Genomic DNA, 19,359 nt, shown 5'->3' on the forward strand with positions numbered 1-19,359 from the left:
GTCGAGCCACGGGGTTCACCCCCGTGGTGGCCTGCTCCGCACCACGGGGGTGAACCCCGTGGCTCGAAAGCAGGGGGTCAGTGGTTCAGGATGAACTCGCGGGTGTTCACGAGCGCCCACATCACGTCGGTGATGCCGTCGGCGCGGGTCTTCGCGGTCCTGATCGCCTCGGCGGCGTCGGCCCGCTGCTCGGCGGTCGGGAGCCGCGACAGCGTGGCGAGGAACAGTTCGTCGGCCAGTTCGTCGGGCGCGAGTTTGGACGCGGCCAGCGCCGCGACCCGGCCCTTCTTGTCGGTGAACTTCGCGAGGATGCTCGCGTCGGTCATGCGGAACAGGGTCTGGGGCAGGGCGGGCTCCGCGGCCCGCTCGCAGTCGCACGCGGTGGTGCGGGGCGGGCGGCCGAAGATCCGCAGCGCGTACGCGAGGTTCGGGTTCTGCACCCGGCTCGACCCGACCTCGACGATCTTCTTGCCGACCAGCGGCTCGTCCGGCCCGGTGTACGTCTCGCTCACGCCGAGCGCCGCGTTCAGTACGTCCACGACCTGCTCGGCCATCATCGGGCGGACGTAGGCGTGCGAGAAGTTGTTCTTGTCGAAGGCGTTCGTCGGGTTGGTCGCGAAATCGAGCTGGTACGTGCGGCTCATCAGCACGTCCTTCTCCAGCTTGCGGACGTCATAGTTGCTCTTCACGAACGCCGCGGCCAGCGCGTCGAGGAGCCGGGCGTTGGTCGGCGGGTTCGCGAGCGAGAAGTCGTCCACGGGGTTGACGAGCCCGATGCCGAAGTAGTGCGCCCAGACGCGGTTCACGAAGCTCTTCGCGAAGAACGGGTTCTCCGGGGCGGTCATCCACTCGGCGAGCTTGACGCGGGCGTCCTCGCCGGGCTTCACGGGGATCTCGGGGCCGCCGAGCGCTTTCGGCGTCGGGGCGCGCCCGGTCGCCGGGTTCGGCCGCGCCCCGCGGGCCGTTGGTGAGACGAACAGCTCGCGGACCAGAAGCACGTTGTTGTTGTTCGCCTTCGGGGCGTTCTCCTTGCGGAGCTTGTTCTCCTCGTCGGCGAGCTTCTTCAGGTCCGGCGTGCTGAACTGGGTGTTGTTGAACGTGACCTGCGAGAACAGGTTCGCGAACGCCCAGTACTCGTCCTGGGTCCAGCGGTCGGTGGGGTGCTTGTGGCACTGGGCGCACTCGAGCCGCACGCCGAGGAACGCGACCGCGACCTTCTCGCCCCACTGCTCGATCGGCACCTGCGCCTGCCGCCGCCAGAACAGGTCGAGGGTCTTCTTCTCCGGGTAGTCGGTCGCGAAGCTCTTCTCGGACTGCGCGTCGATCTTCTTGGCGTCCTCCAGCCACTCGGCGGGGGCGCGGCCGTCGCGGCTGGTCGCGGTCACGATGTCGCGGACCACCTGGTCGTACGGCACGTTGTCGGCGATTCGCTTGCGGAGCCAGTCGTGCCACATCTGCGACCGCCGCGGCTGCGTCGGCTGCGGCTGCTCCAGCGCCTGCGTGTTGTTGCCGGTCACGTCGGACAGCTTCGTCGCCCACACGGCCGCGTGCAGCGGGTGCGCGAGGAGCCGATCGATGGCCCTCTCGCGCTTCTTCGGGTCCTTGTCGGCCAGGAACTCGCGGAGTTCCTCGGGCGTCGGGAGTTGGCCGATCGTGTCGATGGTGACGCGGCGGAGGAACGTGGCGTCGCCGGCGAGGCCGGACGGCACGACGTTGAGCATCTTCAGCTTGGCGAACACCTCCGCATCGACGTAGTTGACCTCGGGCACCTTCGGGTACCCGCCGCGCTGTGGCGGCGTCGGCACCAGCACGCGGATCGCACGGATGCTCCCGCGGTACAGGACCGTGAGGCCGGCGTCGCCGGGCTGCCGCGGGGTGAGCTGGCCGAGCGGCGACAGGGCCGCGATCGCGTCGTCGGTGATGCGGAAGTCGCAGAACGGGGTGATGTCTTCGGTCGTGCCGTCGGTGAACGTCGCGGTCACCTTCACCTGGAGCGGCTTGTCGTTGGCGAGCAGCGCGAAGTCCTTCGGGGTCACTTCGAGCTTCTCGATCGCGCCGCTGCCGGGGGTCCACTTCGCCCCGGCCCGCACCCACTCGCGGAACACGCCGTACACCCACGAGTCCCTGCCGAACCGCATCCCGCCGTCGTGGGCGGCTTGGCCGGTCGCCTTAAGGAGCAGCAGCGACTCGTCGGGCTTCACGGCGGTGATGCGGCGGCCGAGGTTGTCGCGGGTCAGGCCGGCGAAGTCGATCCCCGGCTCGTACCCGAACAGGCTCAGGCGGAACCCGCCCTTGCCCTGGAACGACCCGTGGCAGCTCCCCGAGTTGCACCCGACCTTCGACAGCAGCCCCATGACGTGCCGCTCGAAGTCCACGGCCGGCAGCGTGCCGCCGGTGGGCAGCGCGACCTGCGCCGACGCCGCGACGGGGGTGGCCACGCAAACAACAAGTGCGAACAGAAAGCGCGTGGGGAGCATGGCAGCGCTCGGGTCGGTTCGGCGGGTGGGGAGGAGCCCCCGGGTGGCGTGCGTTCGACTGGGCGGGAGGTGCGGTCGGGGTGGCAGCCCGGGACCGCACCGGAAGTCACAGCATCAAACCGCCGCGACGCACCGAAGTTTCGCACGGTTCCCGAATCGTGCAAGAATTTTCGCCCGAATCCGGCTCCCCAACCGGGGCCGAGTGCGTACCGTCACCTCAAGTGTCCGACCCGTGCTGACTTTCGGGCCGCTCCCGTGCCTGAACTCGTCAACCTGATCCTCGTGCTGGCGGTCGTCGCGGCGGCGTGCGCCCTGCCGGGGGTGTTCCTCGTGCTGCGGCGAATGGCGCTCGTCTCCGACGCCATCGGCCACGTCCTGCTCCTCGGCATCGTCCTGGCGTACTTCGTCGTCCGCGACGCCGACTCGCCGTGGCTCCTGGTCGGGGCGGCGCTCACCGGCCTGCTCACGGTCGCACTGGTCGAAGCGCTCCAGCGCACCAAGCTCGTGAAGGCCGACGCCGCGATCGGCCTCGTGTTCCCGGCGCTGTTCGCGCTCGGCGTCGTGCTCGTGTCCGTCTCGCACCTCCGCAGCGCGCACCTCGACATCGACCGCGTCCTTCTGGGGCAGCCCGACCTCGCCACGGTCCCGCGGTTCCCGATCTTCGGAACGGTCGTCGCGCCGGTGTGGGTGATGGGGGCGGTGCTACTGATGAATGTGGCGCTCGTGGTCGTGCTGTTCAAGGAACTGAAGCTCAGCACGTTCGACCCGGCGCTCGCCGCGAGCCTCGGGTTCCGCCCCGCGCTCATCCACTACGGCCTGATGGCGGTCGTGTCGCTGACCGCGGTGGTCGCGTTCGACGCAGTGGGGCCGGTGCTGGTGGTCGGGTTCTTCGTGGTGCCGGCCGCGGCCGCGTTCCTGCTCACGGACCGCCTCGGCGTGATGTTGCTCCTCGCGGCTCTGATCGGCGCACTCGGTGCGGCCGTCGGGGTGTTCGTGGCGGACCGCGTGGACGCGAACACCTCCGGCACCGTGGCCGTGGCGCTCGGGCTGCTGTTCGGGCTGGTGTTCCTGTTCGCGCCGGGGCGGGGGCAGGTGGCGTTGCTGTTCAAGCGGTTCGCGAACCGGCGGGCGTTCGAGGTGACGATGCTCGCGGTTCACCTGTACCAGCACGAGGGCACGCCCGCGGAGGCGTCCGAGGCTCGGCTCGACGAACTGTACACGCACCTCGACTGGCCCCCGGCCCGCGTGGCGACGGTAGTGGCTCGTGCGACGGCGAGTGGCCTCGTCACGCGCTCGGGGGACTTGCTGAAGCTGACGGAGTCGGGCCGCGACCGGGCGGGAGCGGTGTTCGGCCAGCGAACGAGTTGAAGACGAGAGGCAGATTGGCCGCAAAAAAGCACAAAAGTCACAAAAGAAGACCAGTTGCGATCAACGCAGGGAGTCACCGAGGATGTACTTCTTGATGAAGTACCGCGGAGCGCCAAAGTTGATGAGCAACCCGTGCTCCATCCGCGAACACCGGAGGTAGCCGAGGAGTTGAGCCGTGTGCTCGTCAACGACGCCGCGGACGGCCTTCAGTTCGACGATCAGGATGTTCTCCACGAACATGTCGGCAAAGAACTCCCCGAGAACAGTTCCGTCCTCGTCGTACACCGCGAGCGGGTGCTGCGGGACGACGTTGATGCCCTGCTTCCGGAGGCGGTGGACCATTGCGTTCTCGTACACCTTCTCCAGGTGCCCGTTGCACAGGTACTCGTGAATCTCGAACCCGGTCTGGCGCACGATGTCGCACAAGTCGAACACGGTGTTCCAGGGCTTCATGTCATCGCTCTTCTTTTGTGACTTTTGTGCTTTCTTGCGGCCAATCTTGATTCAAAACAGCTCCTCGATCGGTCGGCCGCTCGGGAGGACCGCGATGGGCCGGCCGTTGCTCGTGTAGCTCGCTTCGGTGTCCACGCCGAGGTGCTTGTACACGGTCGCGAGGACGTCTTGGGGGGTCTTCGGGTTGGTCTTCGGGAACGCGCCGAGGGCGTCCGACTCGCCGACCACGCGGCCGCCCTTGACCGGCCCGCCCGCCAGCACGCCGCTAAAGACATTCGGGTAGTGGTCGCGGCCCGCGTCGTTGTTCACCTTCGGGGTGCGGCCGAACTCGCCCCACGCCAGCACCAGCGTCGTCTCCAGCAGCCCGCGGGCGTCGAGGTCGTCGATCAGCGCCGTGAACGCCTGGTCCCACCGCGGCAGGAACCCGTCGCGGAGCGACTCGAACCCCTTCACGTGCGTGTCCCACCAGCGGCAGTCGACCGTGACCAGCCGCACGCCGGCCTCGACGAGCCGCCGGGCCAGGATCATACGCTGCGCCCAGTTCGGCGCGCCGCACCGGTTCGCCGCCTTCGGGTCGTAGGACGGCCGGAACCCGTACCGCTCGCGGAGCTTCATCGGCTCCTTGTCGAGGTCGAAGGCGTCGCGGGCCGCCTCGGACGTGAGGATCTCCCACGCCTTCGCCTGGAACTTGTCGGCCGCCTCGACCTGCCCGGTGCGGTCGGCGTCGCGGCGCATCGTGTCGAAGTCGCGGAGCAGCGTCTTGCGGTCGCCGACCTGGTCGAGCGTCACGCCCGACGCGAGCTGGAAGTTCGGCAGCTTGAACGGCCCGACGGTGGCCGGGTCGGCCTGCGTCTCGAACGGCTTGTGCGCGACGCCGAGGTACGCCGAGCCGGTCCCCGGGTTCATCCGCGGGATCATCACGTAGGGCGGCATGGACGGGTTCAGGTGCCCGAGTTGCTTCGAGACGACGCTGCCGACGCTCGGGTAGATGTTCTCGCTCGGGTCCGGACCGGGGTTGTACCCGGTGAAGCAGATCTGGTCGCCCGCCGAGTGCCCCGCGTCATGGTGGTGCAGGCTGCGAACGATCGACCACTTGTGCATCATCTTCGCGGACAGCGGCATCATGTCCGAGAGCCGGATGCCGGGCACGCTCGTGTTCATCACCCCGAACTCGCCGCGGACCTCGACCGGCGCGTCGGGCTTCGGGTCCCACATGTCGTGGTGGCTCGGCCCGCCCCGCATCCACAGGATGATGACGTTGTTGACGCTGCCCAGCGACCCGCGGGGTTTATCCCCGTGGTCCTGGGCACGCAGTAGCCCGCCCAGCGACAGCCCCGCGGTGCCGAGGATGCCGGCCTTCACGAAACTGCGGCGGTCGGTGCGGGACAGGGACGTGCGGAAGTCGTGGCAGGTGCGGGCGGGCATGAGAAGCCCTCGGGCGGGAGGAGGGAGCGGTGGCGGGACACCCGTTGCGGGTGCTGGGTGAAGCGTAACACGCGACTTCGTGGAAGGCGAGCGCCAATTCGGGGTCGAACCGGCGACGGCGATGGGGCTTGGCACCGTCCCCGTGCGGGCCGGTCACTTCGCCGGGACGTCGAAGTTGATCGTCTGTTCCCCGGGGGCGACGGTCGCGGTCAGGTCGGTTGATGCCGGTGCCGAGTACCGCTCGGGGACGACCCACTCGACCTTTCCGGGGACGAGGATCTTCCCGGAGTCGTTCTTGGCCAGCTTGATCTCCTCGTCGATCGACTTCGCCTCGACCAGCTTGCCGCCCCCGACGCGGGTCGAATGGATCACGACCTTGTGGGTGCCGACGAGCGCGCCGTCGGCCGGGGCGTAGGTGGTCAGCGAGTAGGTCCCGTCGGGCATGATCGACGCGACCGCGGCCTTCCCGGCGACCGGGATGAACTGGACGGTGCCGCTGGTCACGGGCTTGCCGCCCGCGGTCACGGTCCCGGTCACCCGGCCGAGTTTCTCCCCGCCGCACCCGGCCGCCGCGAGCGCGGCGACCAGGACGAATGCGTTCGATCGCACGGTCGGCTCCCTCAGTACGCGTTCGGGTCCGGAGTTTCGCGACCGGCGTAACTGGCCAGATCGCGGAGCGTCTGGAGGGCGGTCGACTGGGTGAGGAACTTGACGTGGCCGTCGCCGAACAGGAACTGCGAGCCGCCGAAGTGGAAGCTCCCGAACGGGAGGTCGTTCTGCTGGTCGTCGGCGATGACGGGGACCACCGTGTTGATCGAGAATGTCGTGTTCCGCAACTCGCGGTCGTACGACAGGTTCGCGGTCGCGCAGTCGGGCTTCAAGCACGCCGTGCCGGAGAGCCACCCGACCGGGCCGCCCCTGGTGCCGTCATTGTACCCCGGCCCGAGCCCCCACTTCGTGGCGTGGTAGCTCTCGCCGACGGCGAGCGTGGAACTCGTCCCGTCCGTCACGTCGGTCAGCTTGATCGGCAGGTTCACGGTGAACATGCCGTCGGTGTACACGTCGCCCCGCCACCCGTGGCTGACCCGGGCCTTCCCCCCGGCCACGCCGAAGTAGTCGCGGCGGTTCGGGAACTCGCCCCACTTCGCGTTGCTCGGGCAGGTGTAGAGGGGCATCACCAACCCGCCGAGCGCCGAGTAGTTCCCAGCCCAACCGAGGTCGGGGGCATACTTCCCGGCGACCACACCTTGCTCGATGTACGGGAGGATCGCGGTGAACATCCCGTTGCCGCGGCAGTCGCCCCCCGTGCAGTGCTTGGAGGTGTCAACCTGGGCCCCGGCCGGGAACCCGCCCCGGGCGTGGTGGTGGGAGTGGAGGGCGAGGCCGATCTGCCTGAAGTTGTTGGCGCACTTGGTCCGGGCGGCGGCCTCGCGGACCTTCTGCACGGCGGGGAGAAGCAGGCCGATCAGGATCGCGATGATGGCGATGACGACCAGCAACTCGATGAGCGTGAACGCGCGGTGCCGGCTGGGGGGGCAAAAGGGGCGCATGGGAGCCTCAGGGAGAGCATGAGGATGAATCGCTCACGCAGGGGCTACCCCGGGGCACTGAAATGGGGCGAACTGATATGAGCGAAAATCAGCCGACAAACAAGTGTAACACAGCACCGGGTACCACTTCGAGAGCAATTCTTGCGAATCGCGAGGGCGTAGTGAGGTGTGGCGTGGGGATTAGTGCAGGGGGTGAAATTCGCGCGGCCGCTGTTAGTGTCGGCACGCTGGTCCGTCTTCTCTCAATGAGTCGGTGGGTTTCCGGTGGTGCGGCCGTACCGCCGCGTGTAACCCGGTCCCGGATTTGTCCTTGTGGGCCAACACCCCGACTGGCAAAATTCACCGTGTCAGCCTCCGCGGTCCCTCCTCCGCCCGACCCCGCAACGGACCCTGATATGCCGCGCTTCAAACTCCGGGTGGCTTTCGCCGGGTTCCTGCTCGCGTCGTTCGCCGCCGTGATCGGCATGAGCGGCAGCGCCTGGGGCCAGAAAGTGGCCGGCGGCATCGGCGTCGCTCAACCCGTGCCCCCCGGCGGCAAGGACAAGAAGGACGACAAGAAGGACGACCGCCCGCCCGAGGACGAGAACATCCCGTTCTCGTTCCCCTACGACCGCGACGCCAAGAACCAGCTCGAAGGCGCGCGGGCGTACCTGGAGTTCAAGGAGGTGCCCTGGAACACCGTGTGCGGGTTCCTCCAGAACATCCTGGAGTCCCGCAGCGACTCGTTCTTCAACACCTACTACGTCGTCAACGCGGAGAAGAAGCTCCACCGGATCAGCGTGAAGACCGAGGCGAACCGGATCATCGCCGCGTTCCCCAAGGAGGGGCTGCAGTTCTACCAGCAGACCTACGGCGCGACCGCGTCGGCCCAACTCGACGAGGCGATCAAGGCGAACTACGACGTGCCGATGCTCGCCGAGGTGTCGCAGCGGTTCTTTCACACCAAGGCCGGCGGCGAGGCCACGGTGCTGCTCGCCAGCCTGTACCTGGAGCGGGGCAACTACCTCGAAGCGGCCCAGGCGTTCGAGCGCCTCTTCGCCCGCCTCGGGGCCGATGAGTTCCTCACCCCCCGGACCCTGTTCAAGGCGGCCCTCGCGCTGAAGCGGGGCGGCGACCCGCGGCACGCGGCGCTGCTCAAGCGGGCCACCGAGTTGCTCCAGAAGGCGACCGAGAAGACCGGCCTGGTCCTCGGCCGGCAGACGTACCCGTTCGAGAAGCTCCGGGCCGAGATCGACCGGCCGCTCGAACTGCTGCGGGTCACCACGACCGTCGGCGAGTGGGCGGTGAAGGGCGGCAACGCCCAGCGGTCGGCCACGATCGACGGCGGCCCGCCGTTCCTCGACCCGACGTTCCGGACCACGATGTTCTACACCGGCGACGACGAGGCCAACACCTGGATCAAGACCGAACTGGAGCGGCTGTTCGCCCGCGACGGCAAGGTGTCCAAGGGCGTCCCGCTGCCGGCGTTCTTCCCGATCACCACGCCCGACATGGTCATCTTCCGGACCTACAACGGCGTGTTCGGCGTCGCGACCCACGACCAGGCCGCCGGCGGCCGCGTGGTCCGGGCCGGGGACGTTCGGTGGGTGTCCCGCACCACGTTCGGCGCGCACCAGATGCTCTCGACGGGCGACACCGAAGAAATCGACATGCGGAAGAACGTGCAGGACTGGTGGACGACCTACGCCCAGGCCGGCGTCACCAGCGTGCTGTACGAGAACCCGCTGATCGGCGGGCTCGCCCACGACGGCCAGAACGTGTACTTCATCGACGACGTCGCGATCCCCCCGCCCCCGGTGTACAACGACCCGAACTTCGGGATCCAGCAGGGGCCGCAGTACAAGCAGAGCGGCGAACTGGCCGACGCCGTCCGCGCCGGCCGCCTCGCGGCCGTCGACATGCGGACCGGGAGCGTGAAGTGGGAACTGGGCCGGGTCCGCGTTCCCGAGGGCGCGCCGCCGCTGCCCAACCGCCTCAACGAGGACGAGGCCGACAAGGCCACCAGCGCGTTCCAACTGTGCCTCGACGCCATCTTCCTCAGCACCCCGCTGCCGCTCGACGGCAAGCTGTACGTCCTCGCCGAGCAGGCCGGCGTCATGCGGCTCATCTGCCTCGACCCGCGGGTGCTCGTCGCCGTCCCCGGCCGCCCGAACGTGAAGGTGCCGGCCCTCCTGTGGACCCAGAAGCTCGGCCGCCCGAGCAACAACCTCCCGCAGGACTCGATCCGCCGGTACCAGGGGGCCGTCCTCGCGGCCGGCGACGGCATCATCCTGTGCCCGACCAACTCGGGCGCGATCGTCGCCGTGGACTCGATGTCCCGCAGCCTCCTGTGGGCGCACGCCTACAAGCTCCTCGACCCGAACGCCCGGCCGACCCGCCCGCAGTTCGACCAGACCGGCCGGCCCGTCATGCCGCAGCAGCTCAAGCCGGACCGGTGGCGGGCCGGCGGGCCGATCGTCTCGAACGGCCGCGTGGTCCTCACCGCCTACGACTCGGACAAGCTCGAGTGCCTCGACCTGCGGTCCGGCAAGGTGCTGTGGACGACCCCCCGCGGCGGCGACGACCTGTACGCCAGCGTCGTCAACGACCGCGTCCTCGTCGTCGGGACCAACCAGGTCCGCGCGTACCACCTGACCGGCGAGAGCGACAAGCAGGAGCCCAAGGTCGCGTTCGCCGGGGTCAGCGTCGCCACCCCGACCGGCCACGGGGTCGGCGGCAAGGGCGTGTACTACCTCCCGGTCCGCCAGGAGAACGCCGGCCGCGACAGCGTCCCCCCGGCCGAGATCTGGGCCGTTAACGTCGAGACCGGGCAGGTCGTGTCCAAGACCGCCGCCCGCAAGCGGAACGACAACGCCGAGCTGTCCAAGTTCGGCATCGGGAACCTCGTGTTCCAGGACGGCATGGTGTTCGCGCAGTCGGCCTGGGAACTCGCCTGCTACCCGCAGTTGGAGCAGAAGAAGGCCGAGATGAACAAGCTGCTCGCGGCCAACCCGAGGGACCCGGTCGGCCTGCTGGCCCGCGGCGAGCTGCTCCTGGACGACGGCAAGCTCCGCGACGCCATCGCCGACTTCAAGGAGGCCCAGAAGAACAACCTGCCGGTCGAGAAGCAGCCGCTGCTCCGCGAGAAGCTGTACCTCGTGTACACCGAGCTGATCCGCAACGACTTCGCGGCCGGCGAGGCGTACCTCGCCGAGTACGAGGCGCTGTGCGAGGTGCCCGTGGACGACGAACTCGACCCGGTCGAGAAGCAGAAGCGGCGCGACGAGACCGAGCGCCGCCGCCGGCTGTCGCTGTACCTGCTGGCCCGCGGCCGCGAGGGCCAGGGGCGGCTCGGCGAGGCGTTCGACAAGTACCTGGCGCTGGCCAACCTCGGCGAGGGCAAGACGCTCCTCGACATGCCCGACGAGCCGAACGTCCGGATGCGGCCCGACGTGTGGGCCCGGGGCCGGATCGAGTCGATGATCCGCAAGGCGAACACCCCCGAGGCCCGGAAGTCGCTCGAGGACCGGGTCGGCAGGGAGTGGGCCGACGTCAAGGGCGGGACCGACCTCAAGAAGCTCCGCGAGTTCGTCGCCGTGTTCGGCCCGTTCTTCCAGGCCGGGGCCGAGGCCCAGTTCCTCCTCGCCGACAAGCTGATCCAGACCAAGAACGAGGCCGAGCTCCGCGAGGCCCAGACGCACCTGTCGCAGCTCCGGGCCACCGCCGACGACCCGGTCGTCCGCGCCCGCGCCACCGAGGCGCTCGCCCGGCTCATGGTCATGAACCGCCTCATGGAGGACGCCGTCGGCCTGTACCTCCAGCTCGGCAAGGACTACCCCGACGTGGTCGTCCGCGACGGCAAGACCGGGGCCGACTTCATGCGGAGCCTGCTGACCGACAAGCGGCTCCTCCCGTACCTCGAGCCGAGCCGGTACCCGCTCCCGACCCGGGTCAAGGCCGAGCAGGCCCCGCCGTCGCCCGCCGCCAACAACAACGGCCAGTTCGAGGTCGAGCCGGGCGGCGACCTGTACCCGATGTACAAGCGGTACCGGTTCACCATGGACCAGTACTCGTCGCAGAACGGGACCTGGACCCTCAAGGCGTTCGACCGCACCACCGGGGCCGAGAAGGCCCGGTTCGGCGGGTTCACCCCGCCGCAGATCTACAACCCCGGGAGCTTCCCGTTCTCGAAGTACGTCCAGGGCAGCGGGCAGCTCGTCCTGGTGCAACTCGGGACGTGGGTGTACTGCCTGGACCTCGCCGAGAAGAAGGAGCGGTGGCAGAAGAACCTGCTCGGCGACCCGACCCCGGGGGTCGTCGTCAACCCGCAGATCCAGAACCCCGGCCCCGACGGCGAGGTGACGATCAAGTACGCCGAGGGGTACTTCCTGACGTTCGGCCGGGCCGCCGTCCTCCAGCCCGGGTACTGCGCCCTGCTCACCCGCGACGGGATCGAGGTCGTCGAGCCCCAGACCCGCCGCGTGCTGTGGACCCGCCGCAACCTCCCCGAGCGGACGATGCTCTACGGCGACGCCCGGTACCTCACCGTCGTCGAGACCGACGCCGCCAAGAAGCCGGTGTCGGTCAAGCTGCTCCGGGCCACCGACGGCATGGTCGTGGACGGCAGCCCGGACTCGGGCCGGGTGCTGGCCGCCGCCCGCACGTTCCACCTGCACGGCCACACGGCCCTGCTGAGCGAGGGGACCGGCGACCAGCCCCGCACCCTGCGGCTCTACGACCTGGCCACGGGCAAGGACGTGTGGGCGAAGACCTACGACCCGAAGGCCGTGCCGATCAAGTCGACGACCGGGGAGTGGGCCGGGTACGTCCGCCCCAACGGCGAGGCCGAGGTCATCGAGGTCGCGACCGGGAGGGTCGCCGCCACGCTCCGGATCGACGACAAGAACATCGAGACCGACCTGAAGCCGGCCCGCGACGCCCAACTGTTCGCCGACGCCGACCGGTTCTACCTGGTCCTCGACCGCGACCCGGCCCTGCCGGCCACGAACAACACCCGCCGCGTGCCGATGTACAACAACACGCTCCGCACGGTCCCCGTCAACGGCCCCCTGTACGCATTCGACCGGGCCACCGGCCGCCGCCTGTGGTCCTACGGCAACGGGCTGTTCGAGAACCAGATGCTCATCCTGGAGCAGTTCGCCGAGCTGCCGGTCATCATCGCCGCCGGCCCGGTCCAGCGGGTCGACAACAACCAGCAACTGTACCAGGTGGTGATCATCGAGAAGGCCCGCGGCAAGCTGATCTTCGAGAAGCCGGTGGCGAACAACGGGAACTTCTTCCACAACCTGAACGTGAACCTGAAGAACGGGACGATCGACCTGAACCGGTTCGACATTCGCATCGAGATCAAGCCTGACGACGCACCGAAGTCGTGACGGGGCGAGTGCGGAGTTCGGAACGCGGAATGCGGAATGTGGAAACCGAAGGGCGGAGAACGGAGAGCGACGCTGTTCGTGCATCCGCCCGACGTTCCGCGTTCCGAACTCCGCACTCCACATTTCCTCCCCGACCCCGGCCCCACCGGATTGTGGGTGTTAGTTTCCCACCCGTGGCTCGTCCTTCACCCATCCCCACCCCCGCCTGAGCGGGGAGAACCGCGGAGCGTACCATGCGTTGCAACTGGCTGCTCGCGACCGCCGTCGCTGCCGTTGGCGCGGTCGCCGCCGTTCCCGCGTCCGCGCCCGTGGCCCACGCCCAGGAGAAGAAGGACGACACGAAGAAGCGGGTGGAGGAGTCGATCGAGAAGGGGCTGGAGTACCTCAAGAAGCTCCAGGCCCAGGACGGCCACTGGGAGGCACAGGGCGGCCAGTACCCCACGAGCATGACCGCCCTCGCGGGCATGTGCTTCCTGATGGAGGGCAGCACCCTCAAGGAGGGCAAGTACTCGGATCAGGTGAAGAAGGCGGTCGAGTGGTTCCTGGCCCCGAACCGGCAGCAGCCCAACGGGCTCCTCGGCGACGTCCGCAACCCGACCGAGGCCACTCGGTACATGTACGGCCACGGGTTCGGCACCATGTTCCTCGCCAGCGCCTACGGCGAGGAGGAGGACAAGGACCAGCGCGAGAAACTCGAGAAGTGCCTCAAGAAGGCCGTCGAGTTCATCGGCAAGGCCCAGACGCTCAAGAAGTACCGCAAGCCCGAGGGCAAGGAAGTGGACGTCGGCGGGTGGGGGTACGTGAGCGCCGCCGACGGGAACAACTTCGACGAGGGCTCGGTCACGATCACGCAGCTCCAGGCGCTCCGTGCGGCCCGCAACGCCGGCATCCAGGTGCCCAAGGAGGTGATCCAGAAGGCCACCGACTACCTGGAGGCCTGCACGACCCCCGACGGCGGGGTGATCTACTCGTGGGCCGGCGGCAACGGCAACGCGCAGAAGGGCCAGGGCCGCCCGCCGCTCACCGCGGCCGCGGTCGCGTGTTCGTTCAGCGCCGGCCAGTACAAGGGCGAGCTGGCCAAGCGGTGGATCAAGTTCTGCCGCGACAACATCCCCGTCGCCAAAGGGCGGATCGCGCACGACGAGTACCAGAGCTACTACTACGCCCAGTTCGTGTACGTCCTCGGCGACGAGCGGTACGGCCAAATGTTCGACAAGGAGGAGAAGGCCACGTGGCTGACGTGGACCAAGTACAAGGACGCGATGTACCCGTACATCATGGACCAGCAGGACAAGGGCACCGGCGGGTGGACCGGCGGGTACGTCGGCCCGGTGTTCGCGACGGCCGTGAACCTGACGATCCTCCAACTGGAGAAGGGCATCCTCCCCATCTACCAGCGCTAGCGACCCGCGGCGGCCGGCGGGCGGGGCGACGCGACCCCGCCCGCCGGTTCGCGTTCCCGGGCGGGAACGTTCCAAGACCCGGGCGACCGAAGATCGACGATCGACGACCGACGACCCGACCCCCACACCCAGTGAGCAGAGCGACGATGAGCACGCAAGGCAACATGGGCGACGCCGACCTCCACGCGATCCAGAAGCTCAAGGGCGCGTTCGACAGCATCAAGCAGCAACTCAACCGGGTCATCGTGGGCCAGGACCAGGTCATCGAGGAGCTGCTCATCGGCCTGTTCGCCAAGGGCCACTGCATGCTCGAGGGCGTGCCCGGGCTGGCGAAGACGCTCATGATCAGCACCCTGGCCCGGTGCCTGTCGCTCGACTTCAGCCGCATCCAGTTCACCCCCGACCTGATGCCGGCCGACATCACCGGCACCGACTTCATCGAGAAGAACCCGGCCACCGGCTCGTTCGAGCTGCTGTTCCGCCCGGGGCCGCTGTTCTCGAACATGGTGCTGGCCGACGAGATCAACCGGACCCCGCCCCGCACCCAGGCCGCGCTCCTCGAGGCCATGCAGGAGCGGCAGGTGTCGGTCGGCCGGGTCCGCCACAAACTCCAGAACCCGTTCTTCGTGCTCGCCACCCAGAACCCGATCGAGCAGGAGGGCACGTACCCGCTGCCCGAGGCGCAGCAGGACCGGTTCATGTTCAAGGTGTACGTGAAGTACCCGACGTTCAAGGAGGAGTTCGAGATCGCCCGCCGCACCACCGGGGTGGTTGCCGACGAGATCGCCCCGGTGCTCACCGGCGAGCAGATCATCGAGATCCAGCAGCTCGTCCGCAAGGTGCCGGTGACCGACCACGTGATCCACTACTGCCTGGCGCTGGTGCGGCAGACCCGGGTCGGCGAGCCCGGGGTGCCGAAGTTCATCAAGGACTGGTTGAGCTGGGGGGCCGGCCCGCGGGCCGTGCAGAACCTGGTGCTCGCGGGCAAGGCCCGGGCGCTGCTGTACGGGCGGTCGCACGTCACCACCGAGGACATCCGGGCGCTCGCGTTCCCGGTCCTGCGGCACCGCATCCTGTGCAACTTCACCGCCGCGTCCGAGGGCGTGAGCACCGACACGGTCGTCAAGAAGATCCTCGAGGAGACGCCCGACAAGGAGGGCGCGCTCACCGGCGACGACCGGTTCAAGAAGATCTTCGCGTCGTGACGCCCGAGGTCCCGGGACCGCGGTCCCGGGGCTCCGACCCGACACCATACCACCGCGCCGGCACCGACACACCATGGCCAAGCGACCCGAAGACGACCCGCGCCGGTACCTCGACCCCCAGGTCATCGCGCGGATCTCGCAGCTCGACCTCCGCGCCCGGTCCGTCGTCGAGGGGTTCCTCAGCGGCATGCACAAGAGCCCGGTGTACGGGCAGAGCGTCGAGTTCGTGCAGCACCGCGAGTACATGCCCGGCGACGACCTCCGCCGCATCGACTGGAAGGTGTGGTCCCGGTCCGACAAGTTCGTCATCAAGCAGTACGAGGCCGAGACGAACCTGCGGTCCTACGTGGTCGTGGACGCCAGCGAGTCCATGCTCTACGGGGCCGACCAGCACCGCAGGCGGGGCACCCTGTTCAAGTACGACTACGCGGCGACCGCCGCCGCGTGCCTCGCGTACCTGACCACCAAGCAGCAGGACTCGTGCGGGCTCATCACGTTCGACGACGACGTCCGCGAGGTGGTCCCGCCCCGCAGTTCGGCCCGGCACATGGACGCGGTCACCAAGGCGCTCCACGTCAGCAAGCCGAAGGCCAAGACCGACCCGATGAAGATCATGCGGCGGGTCGCCGAGAGCATGCCGAGCCGCGGGCTCGTTGCCGTGTTCTCCGACTTCCTGTGCGACCGCGAGCCGCTGTTCAAGGGGCTCGAGATGCTCCGGCACCGGCGGCACGACGTGATGGTGTTCCACGTCCTCGACGACGACGAGCTGACGTTCCCGTTCTCGGGGATGACCAAGTTCGAGGGGCTCGAGGAGCAGCCGCACCTGCTGTGCGAGCCCCGGTCGCTCCGCGACGGGTACCTGGAGGCGCTCGAGGAGTACCTCGTTGAGGTCCGCCGCGGGTGCACCAAAATCGGCGTCGACTACAACCTGGTCCGCACCAGCGACTACCTCGACGCGGTCCTGTCGCGGTTCCTGTTTCAGCGGATGTCCAGCCGCGCCGCACCAGTCCGTCGGTGACTCGCGACGAAGGGCGCCAGGGGTTGAAACCCCTGGCTCTTCCAGGTGACCCCTTCGGGGTCCGAAGCCTCCCGTGATCCCAAATGGGTCACCGAAAATAGCCCGGGTTTCGACCCCCGGTTCATCAGCCGAGATTCGCCACGATGATGTCGTTTTTCCTGAACCCGTGGGTCATGGCGGCCGGCCTCGGGCTGGCGGCCACGCCGGTCATCATCCACCTGATCAACCGGATCCGGTTCCGGCGGGTCCAGTGGGCCGCGATGGAGTTCTTGCTCAAGGCGCAGAAGAAGATGCGCCGCAAGAAGATCCTCGAACAGCTCCTGCTGTTGCTCCTGCGCGTCCTGCTCGTGGTCCTCGCCGGGCTGCTCCTGGCCCGGTTCCTCGGGAGCGACCCGTCGGCCAGCAAGGAGACGCGGCCGGTGCTGCACGTCGTCGTCCTCGACGACACGCCCAGCATGGGCGACACCGGCGCGGCCGCGGCCGGCGGGAAGGACGCCTTCGCCCGCGCCAAGTCGATGGTCACCGACAAGCTGCTGCCCGCGGTCGCGAAGGCCAGCACCCCGCAGACGCTCCGGCTCGTCCGCATGTCCGACGGGGCCGACCTGCTCAACCCGAGCGCCAACCCGGACCGGGCTGCCGACGCGATCACCACCCAGGGGATCGAGGCGGTGAAGGCGGCCCTCGCGGCCGAGAAGCCGTCGCCGCTGCACGCGAGCGTCGTCCCCGGCCTGAAGCGGGCCAGGGAGCTGTTCGCCGGGCTGAAGGGGAACGAGACGGCCCGGGTCGTCCACCTCGTGTCCGACATGCGGAGCGCCGACTGGACCCGCGACGCCGAGGCCATCACCCAGGCGGTGAAGGAACTCACCGACGAGGGGGTGAAGGTCCACCTCATCGACGTCGCGGCCCCGGGCCGCAAGGTGGACCGCAAGTCCCCCGCGTACAGCGACAACGTCGGCATCGTCGAACTCAAGCCGCGGAACCGGGTCACCGCCTACGAGAAGGAGGTCGAGTTCGACATCCGCGTCAGGAACTACGGCAGCACCGACCTCAAGGACGTGCGGGCCGACGTGTTCGTCAACGGGGCCACGAACCACTTCGTCAACGTGCGGTTCGACACGCTCCCCGGCGGGCAGGAGGCGACCCAGACGTTCACCGTCACGTTCAACAGCACCCAGGGCGCGACGACCGGCACCCGCGAGGACCCGCTCGGCCGGTTCAACGTCGTCACCGCACTGCTCGACAACACCGGCTCCGACGCGATCGCCGCCGACAACGTCCGCCACGCGGTCGTCGAGGTGAAGGAGAAGCTGTCGGTGCTGCTCGTCACCCGTCCGCCCGACGAGGACAAGCCGACCAGCAAGGACGGCGACAGCTTCTCGCTCCGGCTCCTGTTCGAGGAGACCAAGCTCAGCGGCACCGAGGTCGTCAGCGGCACGGCGGCCGACCTCGACAAGCGCGACCTGCGCGACTTCAGCAGCATCTACCTCGTGAACATCCCGGCCCTGACCGCGTCGCAGGTCGCGAACTTGGAGCGGTACGTCAAGGTCGACGGCGGCGGCGTCGGCGTGTTCCTCGGCCCGAACGTCGGCGTCGAGAACTACAACAACCTGGCGTACCGCAAGGGCGACGGGTTCCTGCCGTTCCCGCTGCCGCCCGAGCCGACGCCGCCGCTCACCAAGGAGCAGAAGAAGAAGCGGGACGACACCCTCGCCAAGCGGATCCTGCTCCGCGACGCGGCGGCGAAGAGCCACCCGGCCCTCCGCGGGATCTACGAGAGCAAGGCCGGCGCGGACAAGGACACCGCCATCAAGGTCGAGCTGTCGTTCATGATCACCAGCATCGACCAGCACTGGCCGGTCGCCCGGATCGGCAAGTGGCGCGAGGACCGCTCGATCCAGGAGCTGTACTGCCTGCCGAACGACCAGGCGATCTCGGAGTTCGAGGCCCGGGTCAAGAAGCTCACCGAGGCGATCAAGGCGAAGTACGGCGAGGCGAAGTTCGAGAAGTACCGCGGGACCGTGGACGCGATCCTGGGCCGGATGCGGGAACTCGCCGGCGACCCCGAGAACCCGCCGCTCACCGAACTTGCCCGCGAGGCCGACAAGCTGCTCTCAGACCAGATCAGCGAGGGCGACGCGAGCGAGGCGCTGCTCCGCGAGTTCTGGAGCCAGCCCGAGATGTCCGAGGCGAAGTCGCTGGCGCAGGCGCTCCGCGACTCCAGCCGGTTCGGCGACCCGCTGTACGTCGCCCGCAAGTACGGCAGCGGCCGCGTCGCGGTGTTCACCATCCCGGTGTCCGCCCCGTGGACGAACTGGCCGCTCGGCCCCGGCCTCGCCGGGTGGGTCGCGGTCATGACCGAGTTGCAGAAGTACCTCTCGGGCGGCAGCACCGACGAGAACCGCTCGATCGGCTCGCCCCTCGACCTGCCGTTCGAGCTGGGCCGGTACGAGCCCGAGGTGGCGTGGTCGTTCCTGACCTACGACGCCGCGACCGTCGAGAAGGGGAACCAGAAGCTCCCGCCGATCCGCGACCCGGTCCCGGGGCAGCCGGGCAAGAAGGTCGTGCTCGATTCGAAGGACGGCGCGATGCACCTGAACTTCGGCGACTCAAAGCGGCCCGGGGTGTACTTGTTCGGCCTGACTCGGTTGAAGCGGGACACGGACCCGGCGAGCGCCCCGAGCAAGAAGCCCGAGTACCACGCGGCCGTGTTCAACTTCGACACCGAGCACGAGGGCGACCTGAAGCGGGTCCACACCGACGACTTCGCCCGCACCGCGAAGGGGGCCGAGGAGGTCCACTCGCTGGAGGACGACGCGTGGCTCGGCGTCCTGGAGCAGAAGCCGACGGACCTGTCGAGCGGGCGGTGGATCTACCTGCTCATCCTGTGCGTCCTGATCTTCGAACAGGCGATGGCCGTGCGGCTGAGCTACCACAACCGGCCCGACGAGGTGGAGATGTTCGCCCCGAGCGCCGCCGCCGCGATGGCCGGCCGCACCGTGGTCCCGACCGAAGGGGCCGAGCCCGCGGCCCCGCCGACGTGAGCCGGTGAGCCCGGGGCGCACGCCCCCGCTCGCTGCGACCGACG

General features: G+C 68.7%; 11 protein-coding genes. 6 read left to right on the forward strand and 5 right to left on the reverse strand.

The features are described 5' to 3' along the window. Window positions 1–77: 77 nt before the first annotated feature. On the reverse strand, window positions 78–2,477 hold the full coding sequence (locus tag ACTIGN_RS26400; protein WP_439629495.1) for a DUF1549 and DUF1553 domain-containing protein: 2,400 nt from the start codon (window positions 2,475–2,477) through the stop codon (window positions 78–80). A gap of 255 nt (window positions 2,478–2,732) precedes the next feature. Between ACTIGN_RS26400 and ACTIGN_RS26405 the strand changes: the two genes are divergently transcribed. Further along, the gene (locus ACTIGN_RS26405; protein ID WP_439629497.1) at window positions 2,733–3,845 is read left to right on the forward strand and encodes a metal ABC transporter permease; all 1,113 of its coding nucleotides are present in this window, start codon (window positions 2,733–2,735) and stop codon (window positions 3,843–3,845) included. 60 nt (window positions 3,846–3,905) lie between these two features. Here ACTIGN_RS26405 and ACTIGN_RS26410 read toward each other — a convergent pair whose 3' ends face one another. The 4 genes from ACTIGN_RS26410 to ACTIGN_RS26425 form a co-directional block, all read right to left on the reverse strand. Beyond that, window positions 3,906–4,298, reverse strand: coding sequence for a GxxExxY protein (locus tag ACTIGN_RS26410; RefSeq protein WP_439629499.1), 393 nt, complete (start codon window positions 4,296–4,298; stop codon window positions 3,906–3,908). Window positions 4,299–4,349: 51 nt separating this feature from the next. Further along, on the reverse strand, window positions 4,350–5,723 hold the full coding sequence (locus ACTIGN_RS26415) for a DUF1501 domain-containing protein (RefSeq protein ID WP_439629501.1): 1,374 nt from the start codon (window positions 5,721–5,723) through the stop codon (window positions 4,350–4,352). Between the two features lie 153 nt (window positions 5,724–5,876). Continuing rightward, complete coding sequence (locus tag ACTIGN_RS26420; RefSeq protein ID WP_439629503.1) at window positions 5,877–6,332, reverse strand: hypothetical protein; 456 nt, start codon at window positions 6,330–6,332, stop codon at window positions 5,877–5,879. An 11-nt stretch (window positions 6,333–6,343) separates the two neighbouring features. After that, window positions 6,344–7,273 carry a DUF1559 domain-containing protein gene (locus ACTIGN_RS26425; protein WP_439629505.1) on the reverse strand — a complete coding sequence of 310 codons (930 nt, stop codon included), beginning with the start codon at window positions 7,271–7,273 and terminating at the stop codon, window positions 6,344–6,346. Window positions 7,274–7,668: 395 nt separating this feature from the next. Here ACTIGN_RS26425 and ACTIGN_RS26430 point away from each other — a divergent pair, with 395 nt between their 5' ends. The 5 genes from ACTIGN_RS26430 to ACTIGN_RS26450 all read left to right on the forward strand — a co-directional run bounded on the left by ACTIGN_RS26430 (window position 7,669) and on the right by ACTIGN_RS26450 (window position 19,315). Then, window positions 7,669–12,648, forward strand: coding sequence for an outer membrane protein assembly factor BamB family protein (locus tag ACTIGN_RS26430; protein ID WP_439629507.1), 4,980 nt, complete (start codon window positions 7,669–7,671; stop codon window positions 12,646–12,648). 233 nt (window positions 12,649–12,881) lie between these two features. Continuing rightward, window positions 12,882–14,051: a prenyltransferase/squalene oxidase repeat-containing protein gene (locus ACTIGN_RS26435; protein ID WP_439629509.1), complete on the forward strand. Its 1,170-nt coding sequence runs from the start codon at window positions 12,882–12,884 to the stop codon at window positions 14,049–14,051. Between the two features lie 146 nt (window positions 14,052–14,197). After that, entirely contained in the window at window positions 14,198–15,256 is a 1,059-nt protein-coding gene (locus ACTIGN_RS26440; RefSeq protein ID WP_439629511.1) for an AAA family ATPase, read from the forward strand. Between the two features lie 73 nt (window positions 15,257–15,329). Next, on the forward strand, window positions 15,330–16,274 hold the full coding sequence (locus ACTIGN_RS26445; protein ID WP_439629513.1) for a DUF58 domain-containing protein: 945 nt from the start codon (window positions 15,330–15,332) through the stop codon (window positions 16,272–16,274). Window positions 16,275–16,417: 143 nt separating this feature from the next. Continuing rightward, on the forward strand, window positions 16,418–19,315 hold the full coding sequence (locus tag ACTIGN_RS26450; protein ID WP_439629515.1) for a BatA domain-containing protein: 2,898 nt from the start codon (window positions 16,418–16,420) through the stop codon (window positions 19,313–19,315). Window positions 19,316–19,359 lie beyond the last annotated feature (44 nt).

Source organism: Gemmata sp. (genome assembly GCF_051859125.1).
Classification (GTDB): domain Bacteria; phylum Planctomycetota; class Planctomycetia; order Gemmatales; family Gemmataceae; genus Gemmata.

Bases quoted from the DNA above. Each gene is read 5' to 3' on its own strand.
- ACTIGN_RS26400 (WP_439629495.1), bottom strand. From the start codon at position 2,477: ATGCTCCCCACGCGCTTTCTGTTCGCACTTGTTGTTTGCGTGGCCACC.
- ACTIGN_RS26410 (WP_439629499.1), bottom strand. From the start codon at position 4,298: ATGAAGCCCTGGAACACCGTGTTCGACTTGTGCGACATCGTGCGCCAG.
- ACTIGN_RS26415 (WP_439629501.1), bottom strand. From the start codon at position 5,723: ATGCCCGCCCGCACCTGCCACGACTTCCGCACGTCCCTGTCCCGCACC.
- ACTIGN_RS26425 (WP_439629505.1), bottom strand. From the start codon at position 7,273: ATGCGCCCCTTTTGCCCCCCCAGCCGGCACCGCGCGTTCACGCTCATC.
- ACTIGN_RS26430 (WP_439629507.1), top strand. From the start codon at position 7,669: ATGCCGCGCTTCAAACTCCGGGTGGCTTTCGCCGGGTTCCTGCTCGCG.
- ACTIGN_RS26435 (WP_439629509.1), top strand. From the start codon at position 12,882: ATGCGTTGCAACTGGCTGCTCGCGACCGCCGTCGCTGCCGTTGGCGCG.
- ACTIGN_RS26440 (WP_439629511.1), top strand. From the start codon at position 14,198: ATGAGCACGCAAGGCAACATGGGCGACGCCGACCTCCACGCGATCCAG.
- ACTIGN_RS26445 (WP_439629513.1), top strand. From the start codon at position 15,330: ATGGCCAAGCGACCCGAAGACGACCCGCGCCGGTACCTCGACCCCCAG.
- ACTIGN_RS26450 (WP_439629515.1), top strand. From the start codon at position 16,418: ATGATGTCGTTTTTCCTGAACCCGTGGGTCATGGCGGCCGGCCTCGGG.